General features: G+C 73.0%; 10 protein-coding genes. 6 read left to right on the top strand and 4 right to left on the bottom strand.

All coding sequences use genetic code 11. From position 1 onward, the window contains the following. Positions 1 to 89: 89 nt before the first annotated feature. Positions 90 to 2,204: a TonB-dependent receptor plug domain-containing protein gene (locus WME89_RS29855; protein WP_438003097.1), complete on the bottom strand. Its 2,115-nt coding sequence runs from the start codon at positions 2,202 to 2,204 to the stop codon at positions 90 to 92. Between the two features lie 634 nt (positions 2,205 to 2,838). On the opposite strand from WME89_RS29855, the gene WME89_RS29860 reads away from it, so the two are divergent. Together WME89_RS29860 and WME89_RS29865 are read left to right on the top strand one after the other, a co-directional pair. After that, positions 2,839 to 4,053 (top strand): epoxide hydrolase family protein, encoded by a 1,215-nt coding sequence (locus tag WME89_RS29860; protein ID WP_438003098.1) that lies wholly within the window; start codon positions 2,839 to 2,841, stop codon positions 4,051 to 4,053. 39 nt (positions 4,054 to 4,092) lie between these two features. Beyond that, positions 4,093 to 4,794, top strand: coding sequence for a hypothetical protein (locus tag WME89_RS29865; RefSeq protein WP_438003099.1), 702 nt, complete (start codon positions 4,093 to 4,095; stop codon positions 4,792 to 4,794). A gap of 85 nt (positions 4,795 to 4,879) precedes the next feature. Here WME89_RS29865 and WME89_RS29870 read toward each other — a convergent pair whose 3' ends face one another. Together WME89_RS29870 and WME89_RS29875 are read right to left on the bottom strand one after the other, a co-directional pair. Beyond that, entirely contained in the window at positions 4,880 to 5,473 is a 594-nt protein-coding gene (locus WME89_RS29870; protein WP_438003100.1) for a TetR/AcrR family transcriptional regulator, read from the bottom strand. A 76-nt stretch (positions 5,474 to 5,549) separates the two neighbouring features. Then, positions 5,550 to 5,816, bottom strand: a complete 267-nt coding sequence (locus WME89_RS29875) for a hypothetical protein (protein WP_438003101.1) — start codon at positions 5,814 to 5,816, stop codon at positions 5,550 to 5,552. 620 nt (positions 5,817 to 6,436) lie between these two features. Between WME89_RS29875 and WME89_RS29880 the strand changes: the two genes are divergently transcribed. Together WME89_RS29880 and WME89_RS29885 are read left to right on the top strand one after the other, a co-directional pair. Then, positions 6,437 to 7,480, top strand: a complete 1,044-nt coding sequence (locus WME89_RS29880; RefSeq protein WP_438003102.1) for a hypothetical protein — start codon at positions 6,437 to 6,439, stop codon at positions 7,478 to 7,480. Positions 7,481 to 7,635: 155 nt separating this feature from the next. Beyond that, the gene (locus tag WME89_RS29885) at positions 7,636 to 8,637 is read left to right on the top strand and encodes a hypothetical protein (RefSeq protein ID WP_438003103.1); all 1,002 of its coding nucleotides are present in this window, start codon (positions 7,636 to 7,638) and stop codon (positions 8,635 to 8,637) included. 50 nt (positions 8,638 to 8,687) lie between these two features. On the opposite strand, the gene WME89_RS29890 is transcribed toward WME89_RS29885, so the two are convergent. Further along, on the bottom strand, positions 8,688 to 9,281 hold the full coding sequence (locus WME89_RS29890; RefSeq protein ID WP_438003104.1) for a Uma2 family endonuclease: 594 nt from the start codon (positions 9,279 to 9,281) through the stop codon (positions 8,688 to 8,690). Between the two features lie 233 nt (positions 9,282 to 9,514). Between WME89_RS29890 and WME89_RS29895 the strand changes: the two genes are divergently transcribed. Both WME89_RS29895 and WME89_RS29900 read left to right on the top strand, forming a co-directional pair. Then, complete coding sequence (locus WME89_RS29895; protein ID WP_438003105.1) at positions 9,515 to 10,120, top strand: hypothetical protein; 606 nt, start codon at positions 9,515 to 9,517, stop codon at positions 10,118 to 10,120. Positions 10,121 to 10,312: 192 nt separating this feature from the next. Beyond that, positions 10,313 to 11,671 (top strand): AAA family ATPase, encoded by a 1,359-nt coding sequence (locus tag WME89_RS29900; RefSeq protein ID WP_438003106.1) that lies wholly within the window; start codon positions 10,313 to 10,315, stop codon positions 11,669 to 11,671. Positions 11,672 to 11,724 lie beyond the last annotated feature (53 nt).

The following is an 11,724-nucleotide window of genomic DNA, read 5'->3' on the forward strand; positions in this document are numbered from 1 at the left end:
TCCGTCGTGGGGCGCGGCGGCGACGCGCGGACCGCGGGCGAGGATCGGCTCGGATCACCGCTCACTGCGCCTCGCGCGCGGCGTTCCCCTCAGAACCCGCCCTCGATCGCGAGCCCCGGCATCGTGATGGGCCCGATCGTCTGCGGGGTGCACCCGCTGTCGTCGCAGCTCACGTCGAACACCTCCTTCGTGAGCGTCGCGTTCTGCAGGTCGAAGACGAGGCCGAGGTAGCTCCGCTCGCTCAGCGCCCAGCGCTTCGACAGGCGCAGGTCGAGCCGGTAGAACGGGTGGATTCGCTCCGGGTGCTCGCGCGGCGGGCGGCCCGGGGAGGCCTCGTCGGCCGGAAAGCCGGTGTAGAAGACGTGGCGGATGCCGCCGCGCCAGCCCTTGCCGAGGTCGTAGAGCAGCGCGACGTGCGCGACGTGCGTCCGGTCGTAGGCCGAGGGGATCGTCGCCTTGCCCCGCGTGCGCGTGGAGCGCGACAGCGTGTACGACGCGAGGAAGAACATGTCGCGGCGGAGCGCGCCGCGCGCGCCGAGCTCCAGGCCGTAGGTGTCGCCGAGGCTCCGCGTGAGGAACCGCTCCGTGCTGAGGTTCGTGCCGCGGCCGGTGCCGATCGGGTCGCTCAGGCCGAAGGTCACCTGCCGGAACACCGTGGCGCCCAGGTTGACGGGGCCGGCGCTCACCTCGACGCCGAGGCTCGACTGGAGGCTCCGCTGGAGGCCGCCCGGGATGCCGCCGATCTGGAGCGCCGGCAGCGGGGCGAGGCCGGGCAGCTGCGAGGCGAGGCCGAACGCCGGGATGAGCCGCACGTGCTCACCGACGCCGAAGCGGCCCACGATCCTCGGGTCCACGGCGATCGCGGTCCGGCCGAGCGAGGTGTAGTGGTCCACGCGCACGCCGGGCGTGATGGTCGACCGCTCGCCGAGCACGAGCAGCGCGTCGGCCCAGGCGCCGAGGGCGAGGTCGAGCCGGCTGCGGAAGAGCTCGGGGAAGCTCTCGTCGAGCTGATCCGTGCCCTCGGCGGGCTCGTCGTCCGGCCCGGCGGGCTCCTCGCCCGGCGGGCTCGGGCGCGGCGTCACGTCGTAGCGGTCGACCGCGGCGTCGACCCCGGCCCGCAGGAGCGCGCGCCCGCCGGCGAGGGGCCGGGCCAGGCTCATCCGCGCGTTGAGCTTCCAGGCCTGCGCGCTCTCCACGCCGACCCCGCGCGACTGGTCGAGCCCGAGGGTGAGCGCCGCCCGGACGCGCGCGCCGGAGGCGGCGTCATCGCGGTCGTAGCGCAGGTCCACGCGGTGGAAGTCGCTGTCGAGCAGGACGTTCCGCGCGTCGGCGCCTTCGTCCTCGTCGATGCTGGAGAGGTAGTCGTAGGCGCCGAAAGCGAGGACGGTGAAGCGCTCCTCCGGCCCGAGCCGGTGGACGATCCGGGCCTGGTAGTCGGCGTAGCTCGCGTCGACGCTCGGCACGAGCGCCGACGCGAGCGCCGCGCCGGCGGCGTAGTGGCCGCCGATGAGCACCTGGGTGTCCCTGTCCATCGGCCCCTCGACGACGCCGCCGAGGTCGACGAACCGGAGGCTCCCCTCGCCGCGCCAGACGTCGGACGGCGGCGCGCTCTCGGCCTCGATCGCCGCGCCCGCGAGCCGCCCGATGTCCGCGGGATAGGGGCCGAGGTGCATCTCGACGCGCTGGACCATGGAGGCCGGGATGACGCTCGGGCCGGCGCCCACGTGGAACAGGAGCGGGACCTGGATGCCGTTGAAGAAGTAGCCGATGTTCCCCGGGGGCGCGCCGCGGATGTAGTAGTACGGCATGCCGCTCGCGATGGTGGTCACGCCGGGCTGGATCTCGATCGCGCGGTAGGGGTCGCCGAGCGCGCCGGGCAGCTCGCGGATGTCGCGCCGCGAGAGCGAGACCGAGCCCGGCGGGGCCCGGTTGCCCTCGACGGTTACCTCGATCCCGGCGGGCGCGGTGGGGGCGGCGGGCGGTGGCGGGTCGACGTCGACCGGCGGCGCCGGCGGGGCAGACGGCTGCGCCGCGGGCGCAGGGCGGTCGGACGGCGGCGCCGCGGGCGCAGGTGGAGCCGCGCCAGGGGGCGGGGGCGGCTCGGGATCGGCCGGGCTGGCCGCAGGCTGGGGGCGCGCCTCGCCCGCGTGGAAGCTGGCGGCGGCGGCGAGCGTGATGGCGAGGAGTGCGCTGGGGGATCTCACGCGGAGTTCGCTGATGCGCCGCCGGGAACGGAGAGTTGCAGCACCCGGGCGCCGGGAGTTAGCAAATCCAGCCGCCCGGCGAAAGCCAGGGTGGCGCCACACGCGCTGAAAGCCAGGGCGGCGCACCACGCGCTCTCGCCGGCGGAGGACCTCGGCGCGCGCGGCCAGGCGCCCGGGCCGCGCCTCGGCGCGCTTGCCCACCCATCCGCGCGCTACAAGGCCCGCCGGCGACCCTCCGGAGCGGTCCCGCGCGCTGCGCCGTGTAGACACCGGAAGCTTCCGAAGCGATTGGCGTCAACACAGGGCCCGGTGAGCCACCGGGACGAGCACCGTCGCCACGTCGACGGAACGTCTGCCGCGCCGCGCGACCGCCAGCCGGCGACCGGCTCCGCGCAAGCAGACAAAAAAAAGAGCGCCCATTCGACGGCGGGGGGGGAAGCCGTCACGGGCGCTCTGGCCTCCAGTAGTAGCAGGATGCGGGCCAGGGCTCGGCCTGACAGATCTCTGGAGTTTACCCCTTAAGGACACCCCCGGGTCTTTCGATCCTGAGAGCAGTGCTTGCAGACCTGGCAGCCCGTGCCCCGCCGCGCTCCATCCGGTTGACGAACCGTACGATGTACGGTATTCAGTACGCATGAGCTTGCCCCTGCTCGTGGAGAGCGACATCCGGCCGTTTCGCGTCGACACCCCGCAGGCCGCGCTGGACGACCTGCGCGACCGCCTCGCCCGCGCGCGCTGGCCCGACGAGCTGCCCTCGCTGTCGTCGAGGGACTGGTCGTACGGTGTCCCGCTCGGATACCTGAAGGAGCTCGCCGCGTACTGGCGCACCGGCTACGACTGGCGCCGGCACGAGGCGCGGCTGAACGAGCACCCGCAGTTCACGACGACGATCGACGGCCAGAGGATCCACTTCCTCCACGTGCGCTCGCGCGAGCCCGGCGCGCTGCCGCTGATCGTGACGCACGGCTGGCCGAGCTCCGTCGTGGAGTACCTCGACGTCATCGGCCCGCTCACCGATCCTCGCGCCCACGGCGGAGATCCGGAGGACGCGTTCCACCTGGTCATCCCCTCGCTGCCTGGATACGGCCTCTCCGGGCCGACCCGCGAGGCCGGGTGGGGCGCGCGCCGGATCGCCAGCGCCTGGGCCGAGCTGATGCGCCGGCTCGATTACCCACGTTACGGCGCCCAGGGGGGCGACTGGGGCACGTGGATCTCCCGCGAGGTCGGCCTCGTCGACCCCGAGCGCGTGATCGGCGTGCACACCAACGGGCTCGTCTCGTGGCCTTCCGGAGATCCCGAGGAGCTGGTCGGCCTGACCGACGCCGAGCAGGCGCGGCTGGGAGCGGCCGACTACTACATGCGGGAGCTCTACGGCTACAAGAAGATCCAGTCGACCCGGCCCCAGACGCTGGCTTATGCGCTCGCCGACTCGCCGGTCGGCCAGCTCGCGTGGATCGTGGGGGTGCTCAAGGAGTGGACCGACTGCAAGGACACCCCCGAGGACGCCATCGACCGCGATCGCATCCTCACGAACGTGATGCTGTACTGGCTCACGAACACCGCCGGCTCGTCGGCCCGCTCGTTCGTGGAGACGCCGGACACCCCGGACGAGGCGGACCTCGCCGCCGACGTGAAGCCCTCGACGCTGCCGACCGGCGTCGCGGTGTTCCCCCGGGACATCATCGCTCCGGTCCGCAGGTTCGCCGCCCGCGACAACACGAACATCGTGCACTGGTCGGAGTTCGACCGCGGGGGCACCTTCGCGGCCATGGAGGAGCCCGACCTGTTCATCGGCGACGTGCGCGCTTTCTTCCGCCGCTTCCGCGGACCGGCGGCGCAGCGCGCGTGACGATCCCGCGGGAAGAGGGGTGATCCGATGAGCGAGGTGATGACGATTCCCGTGCTTCCGTGCGTGTCGATGCCCGAGACCCTGGCGTTCTACGGCGCCCTGGGCTTCGAGGTGACCCACCAGCAGACGAGGCCGAACGTGTACGCGGCCACGCGCCGCGGCGAGGTCCACTTGCACTTCATGGGCATGAAGAACCTGGATCCCCGGCAGGCGTACAGCACGTGCCTGGTGATCGTCCCCGAGGTCGAGCACCTCCATGGGACCTTCGCGGAGGGCCTGCGGAGGGCGTACGGCAAGCTGCCCACCGCCGGTCTGCCCCGGATCTCGCGCATGAAGAAGGGGCAGAGTCGCTTCACGGTGGTCGATGTGGCGGGCAACTCGGTCGTCTTCATCAAGCGGAACGCGCCGGACGACTACGACGAGGGCGCCGCCGGGTCGCACCCGGATTCCCACCTCGGTCGGGCGCTGCGCGCGGCGGCGCGGCTGCGCGACTTCAAGAACGACGACGACGCGGCCGCCAGGGTCCTCGACCGGGCGCTCGCCCGGAGCGAGCCGGCCGCCCCGATCGAGCGCGCCCGCGCCCTCGCCGCCCGGCTCGAGATCGCGGTCGCCGTGGGCGACGAGGCGCGCGCGCGCACCTTGCGCGCCGAGATCGACGAGCTGCCGCTCTCCGGCGAGGACAGCGCGCAGATCCGGGCGGAGCTGGACGCCGTGGACGCGCTCGAGCGAGCGCGTCGCTAGTACCCCGTCGCCGGTGGCTCTCGTGCGGACCGGCCCGCCCCCCTGAGCCGCGCCGTGGCGCCAGGCTCCCCCGCGGCGCCGGGGACTACCTCGCGCGTCGTCTTCCCGTCGTGCCCTCTGGCGACGTGGCTTGCTGGTCCTGCGCCAGGAGCTCGAGGGCGCGCTCGAGCGATCGCTCGAGCGCGCGCGAGCTCTCGGCGGAGAGGTCGGAGAAGAGCTGCTGCGCGCCGATGAAGGCCGCGTACTCCAGCCGCGCGAGCAGCAAGGCGGCGCCGCGCGCGCGCCCCGGAGCGGCGTGCAGGGAAGCGAGGTAGTCGATGCGGCGCGCGTCGACCCGCCGGAGCACGGCCGCGGCGCGCTCGTCGCGGAGCGCCCACGCACGGACGGCGAGATCGAGCCGGACATCCAGCGATCGCACGACCGCCGACAGCCGCTCTCGCCGCTGCTCCGGGGCGCCGCCGGCCTCGGCATGGTCGATGGGCGCCGACGTCTGCCGCTCCTCCCAGCGCGCGAGGAGCGCCGCGAGGAACGCCGCCATGTCCTGGAAATGATGATAGAACGAGCCCTTCGTCCGGCCGAGCCGGGCGCAGAGCCCATCGATCGTCAGGGCGCCCTCGCCGCCGTCGCGGAGCGCGTCGAGCCCCTGGTCGAGCCAGTCGTTCCTCGAGGTGCGCGCCATGCGGGTCAGTCCAGCGCGGCGCCCGCGACCGTGGTCGCACGGGCGCTCGCCGTCCAGGCGAACACGTCTCCCCCCATCAGACCTCGACGCCCCCCGCCCGGAGGGCGCACAGGATCGCGAGCGGGAAAAAGAGCGTCCACTGCGGCATCGCGAGCGGCTTTCCGAACCGTGAGATGCCGAGGACGAGCGCGATGCCCCCGAACAGGGCGCTGAGCGCGGCGACGGCGCCGGGCACGACCAGCGCGGCCTGGCCGCCGCTCAGCCAGGCGAGGAACAGACCGACCGCCATGGACGCGAGCGTCGCGGTGACGCCGTGCCAGCAGAGCTCGTGCGTGGCGACCACGTGCCGATCTACCTCCGCGCGCTGTAGCGGCGGAAGAACGTCGGGACCGCCGACGAATGCGTGAACCGCGGCGATGCCGCCGGCGAATACCGCTGCGCTCGGGAGAAGTAAGTCCATGAGTGCCTCACCTTCGGAGGATACCATACCGTATGGTTTGTTCCGGCGCAACGATCCGAGCGCCGGAGCCTGGGGGCCGGAGGTCCCACGCGCGGGCGCAACCCCCGCCCTGCCCTCTCCACACGTCCGGAGTGGCCCGATGCGCCTCAGGAGCAATCCAGGGCTCGACAGGCGCTTTCCGCCACCAGGGACGGTCCTCTCGACCAACATGCACAGCGCGCGAGAATTGATAATTCGAGCAGACCATCCGGAATGCGTTCGACATATCGAGTCGGCGAGCAAGATCGAGCTTTCCTGCCTTCGTCAGTCCAAGTAAGAGTCCTGTGTGCGCGCTCTCCCTGGCTCCGAGTCGACGCTGGCGCCGCGCGCCCCGGTCGGGCCGCGCCGCCAGCGCGGCTGAGCACGAGGAGAGGCCTGGGCGGCGGCGCCGAGCGGTCGGCGCGGCGCGCGCGATACCCTGTCTGAGAGCCGCACCGACACAAAGCCAGAGAAGGGCCATGACCATGACGAAAGCTCGTTTCGTGATCGCCGTCGCCGCCGCCGCCGGCCTCGCGGGCTGCTTCTACAACGGCTCGGTCGGGATGAAGACGTGCGAGGACCCGTGCCGCGGCCGCCCTATCTACGAGTGCGACAATCCGTGCGCCGAGTGCGAGGGCGGCTGCGTGATCCTGCCGCCCCTCGGGTTCGCCGATCCCATCCTGCTCTGGACCGGCGACGCGACCGACGCGGCGTCCGTGCCGGCGTGCCCGGCGGAGGCGCCGGACCTCGTGTTCGACGGATACGGCGGCTTCGAGGAGGCGCACAGCTGCCCCGCGTGCCTCTGCACCGAGCCGTCCTGCGAGCTGCCGCGGGGCCTCGTGGGGAGCGCCTCGGCCGCGTGCGACGGGACGGGGGCCACGTCGTTCGACGCCCCCGCCGGGTGGGACGGCGCGTGCACGGCGCCGGCCGCGGTGAGCTCGGATGAGCTCGGCTCGCTGCTCATCCCGGCGCCGACGGTGAGCGGCTGCGCGCCGGCGCTCGATCCAGCGGGAGCGCCGCCCGAGCTGCCCGTCCCCTGGAGCGTCCGGGCGCGCGGCTGCGTGGGCTCGGTGGACAAGCACACGTGCAGGGATCCGTCGAGCATGTGCGTCGCGTCGCCGGCGCCGCTGCCGGCGAGCTTCTCGATATGCGTCCGCTACCTCCGCCCCGGCGTCCCGGCGTGCCCGGAGGAGTACCCCGATCTGCGCGAGCTCTACGAGGGCTTCGACGATACGCGCAGCTGCACGCCGTGCGGGTGCGGCCCGATCGAGGGCAGCGCGTGCTCCGCGCTCGTGTCGGTCCACGAGGGCGGCAGCTGCGAGCAGCTCCTCGGCGCAGAGACGGTGACGCTCGCCGGGCCGAAGTGCGTCGCGGGGCCGGATCTGCGGCTCGAGAGCATGGATGCCCGGTGGCTCAAGGACGAGCCAGGCGCGTGCGCGCCGACCGGCGGCGTCGCCCTGGGCGAGGCGACGCCGAAGAGCGCATCGTTTTTCTGCTGCCAGTCCGACGAGGTCATCCCCCTTCCCTGATGACCCCGCCCGCCATGGACTTCGTTTGACGCGGGCGCGCGCCTGCGTCCCTCGCAGAGCGCGCGCGGCGCCACGTGGAAAAGACGAGAGACTTCGTGTACCCGGCCCCTCGCTTCGCGGCTATAAGAGCGAATCACGCGAAAGGGAGAGCGGATATGCGAATCGTACGATGGTGCTTCTGGATGGCGCTCGCGGCGAGCGGCTGCAGCGCGTCCGAGGGCGGCACGTCCGCGACGGACACTGACCAGACCTCCGGGGGAACCGATCCGGGAATCGGCGGCGAACCAGGCGGCGGCGAACCAGGGAGCGGCGCGGGCGACGACGACGGCACGTTCGGCGCGGGCGCCGGGACCGGCGGGAGCGGCGCGGGCAGCGGGGATGAGGAGACAGAGAAGGGGTGCATCGAGCGGGCGTCCTTCGTGTACGTTCTCTCACAGGATAACGAGCTCTACAGCTTCAGGCCCGATCGCAAAGAGTTCACGAGGATCGGTGTCCTCGGTTGCCAGACCGACATGGATCCGAACTCGATGGCGGTGGACCGCGACGCGGTGGCGTGGGTGAACTACGTGTATCCGGACGACAGCGCCGGGACGCTGTTCAAGGTCAGCACCGAGGACGCGAGCTGCGAGCCCACCGGGGCCTCGCTCTCGGACGGGTGGTCCCGGCTCGGGATGGGCTTCTCGAGCGATCTCTCGCGCCCGGACGCGGAGGAGCTGTTCGTGGCCGGGACCACGAACATGCCGGGCATCGGGCTCGGGAGGATCGACGGCACGTCGTTGACCCCTGTCGGCGAGTTCAGCGGCTCGCTGCGCGGCAAGTCGGCCGAGCTCACCGGCACCGGAGATGGACGCCTCTTCGGCTTCTTCACCACCTCGCCGGTCCAGCTCGCCGAGATCGACAAGGAGACGGGCGATGTCATCGAGGCGAAGCCGCTGCCGGGCATCGAGACCCCGAGCGCGTGGGCGTTCTCCTTCTGGGGCGGGGACTTCTACTTCTACACCGCCCCGGACTCGTTCGATTCCCCGTCGCGCACGACGAACGTGAGCCGCTATCGCCCCTCCGACGGCTCCATCGATACGGCCTACATGACCAACATCGGCTTCCGCATCGTCGGAGCGGGGGTGTCGACCTGCGCCCCGATCGAGCAGCCGCGCTGAGCGCCTGCTGAGGGCGCGGCTGCGCCCGCCAGCCGGCCAGGCTCAGCCCATCACTCCTCGGCGTCGTCGCCGAAGAGCACCCCCACCGAGAGCTCGATGGCGTCGAACGGCTCCGCCCGGACCCGCTCCCCGCGCTCCGCGAGCAGCGCGGTCAGGTACCCCTCACGCGTCCATCGATGAACCGCCAGCGTCTCCTCCCTGGGATCGAGGATCCAGCAATGAGGGATCTCGCAGCGGTGGTAGACACGCATCTTCCTCACGGTGTCGTGCCGCGCGTTGGTGGACGACAGCACCTCGCACACCCAGTCAGGCCGCACGCGCAGCGGGTTGCCCGTCGGGCGCTCGGGGACGCGCTCGCGGCGGAAGCCGAGCACGTCCGGGCGGTAGACCTCACCGGGCTCCAGCTCGACCTCCACCTCGGTGAGGAACCACCAGCCGCCGGGGCGGCGACCGCCGGGGCGGCGGTTGAAGGGATCGAACAGGACGCCGGTGAGCGCCGCCTGGGTCCCGCCGTGCTCACCGCTCGGGGTGGCCTTCCGGACCAGCTCGCCGCCGATGATCTCGTGGTAGCGCTGGTCCTCCGGGATGGCGAGCAGGTCCGCCACGGTGGCGCGGGAAGGCGTCCGGCTCGCGGAGGTGGACATGCGCTGCAGGCTACCACGGCCGCGCCGCGCGCGGCATCGCGCCCCGCCCTCGCAGCGCGGCGCGGCCGCCTCGCGCGCGATAGCGCCTCTCTCGCCCCCTGATTCATGCTTTCCCGGTGAGACCAGGAACGGATCCAGGGGACGCGATCCCGGCGGTACAAGGCATCTGCATCTACCGCACGCGCGGCGCTGGTGTCATGTTGGGAGCGTCGACGCGCCGCGGAGGTGTTGCAATGCGGTCGAGGCTGCTCCCTGTGCTCTGTCTCTCGCTCGGCTCCTCGCTCGCGGCGGGCTGCGGGCCAGCGCCGGCCGCCGGCGTTGGTCACGCCGCGCGCACGGACATCCTCGGCGCCGCGGGGCCGAGCGAGTTCATCCTGCTCACCGCCAGGGGGGAGCTCGTCAGCGCCGACATCGAGCCGGGGCGCGTCCTCGGGCCGGACGTGAACCTGGGCGTGTACGCCGCGGACAGCGGGCGCGACGGGCAGGCAGTCCGGGGCGTCGCTTTCAATCAGACCGTGAGCGTCACCGCGACCCGCGAGGGCGCGACAGGCATCGTCGGCGGCGCGCCGCTGGAGCTCTCCGTGACCCGGGCAGACACGGGGCTCCGCGCGCGCGGCCTCGTCGGCGGCGCCCTCTCGGACTACCGCGTGGACGAGCGGCAGATCGCCGGCGTCATCGGGCGCTGCAGCTACGAGCTCACCCGGTCGGGGCGGTACTACGAGGGGCCGCGCAGCTGCGGAGGCCAGCCGCACCAGGTGACCGTCCTCCTGCCCCGCGGGCTGTCGTCGTGGAGCGACGCCGCGCTCGCGACCGCCCTGGGGCTGCTCCTCGGCGCCTGAGCGCGCCGCCTCCCATCTCGTCGCTGGCGAATGACAGGCCGCGCAGCGGCTGCTAGAGCTCGGGTCCACCTGGCAGGAGAGAGCCGAGAGCCCGCCGGGCACGGAAAAGGCCGAGCACGCTCTGGGCCCTGCGCCCCGGGCCCTGGCGGTCTTTTCTTCGCGCCTCCCGCCCCGCACAACTCCATCAACTCCGTGACGAAGCCCAGATCCGATGGCAACGCGCCGGGCAGGCCGGCCGCGGCGACCTCACCCAGCCTCCTCGAGGGGCGCTCCGCGCCCATCCCGCTCGGACCGCGGCTCGAGGCCGTCCTCGAGCTCGCCTACCGCGCCCGGCGCGCGGTGCTGCTCGAGGGGCCCACGGGGATCGGCAAGAGCGAGCTCGTCCGGCAGCTCGCCGAGCGGCTCGGCATCGCCACCGTCGTGCTCGACCTGAGCCTCCTCGAGCCGCCCGACCTCGTGGGCCTGCCGGTCATCCGGGACAACCGGACCGCCTACGCGGCGCCCTCGGTCCTGCCCCAGGACGGCGCGGGCATCCTGATGCTCGAGGAGCTCAACCGGGCGGAGCGGTACATCCAGCAGCCGGCGCTCCAGCTGCTCAGCGCCCGGCGGCTGCACGAGTACGAGCTACCCGCGGGCTGGGTGTGCTTCGCCGCCGTGAACCCCGAGTCGGCCGACTACCAGGTGACGTCCCTCGATCGCGCGCTGCGGGCGAGGTTCCTCAACCTGAGCGTGCGCGCGGACCGGGCGTCGTGGCTCGCGTGGGCGCAGGAGAACGGGATCCACCCGGGCGTCATCGCGCTGGCGCAGGCGCACGAGCGCATCCTGGACGACGTGCCGCCGCGCACCTGGACGTATGCGTCGCACGTGCTGGGCGCGCTCCGCCCCGAGGAGCTCGCGGACGGCGTGCTGCTGCGCGACGCGCTCGGCGGCTACCTGCCCCCGAGCTGGGTGGAGCTGCTGCTCGCGTCGAAGGAGTCGTGGTCGACGCGCCTGCCGTTCGACCTGCGCGCGCTGCTCGCCGACTACGGGCCGACCTCGCCCGCGGGCAAGGCGCTGCGCGCGGCGCGCGAGCGCGGCGAGACCGACCGCTTCGATGAGGTGACGACGCGGCTCGCGCCGCTGCTCGAGGGCCCCGAGGTGGGCGTGCTCGCGGCGCAGCGGAAGCTGTCGCTGGCGGCGTTCGAGGCGCTGCTCGCGGACCTGCCGGGCGACCACCGCGAGCGCCTCCAGGACGCGCTCGGCGGCAACGCGACGGCGACGCAGCTCGTGGACGTCCGCCCCGAGGAGCTGCTCCAGAACTACGCGGCCAGCCCCGCCGAGCAGAAGGTGCTCGCGTGGCGCGCCGATCCGCTGCGGCAGCACCGGATCGGCCTCGTCGTGACGGCGCTGTCGGCGCACCTCGCGCAGCAGGCGAAGCTCGTGGAGGTGCGGCGGAGCAACGTGGCGCGGGCGTGCCTCGGGCAGCTCCTCGCGCAGCTGCCCGAGCGCTGGGCGCTGCGGCTGGCGGGGGCGCTGAAGAAGCACGGCGTCACGCCGATCCGGCCGCAATGAAGGGGGCCAGGGAGGCCGGGAGGCCGGCGCCGGGGGCGACAGGGGCGGCGCAA

It is taken from the genome of Sorangium sp. So ce321, assembly GCF_051530195.1.
Taxonomy (GTDB): domain Bacteria; phylum Myxococcota_A; class Polyangia; order Polyangiales; family Polyangiaceae; genus Sorangium.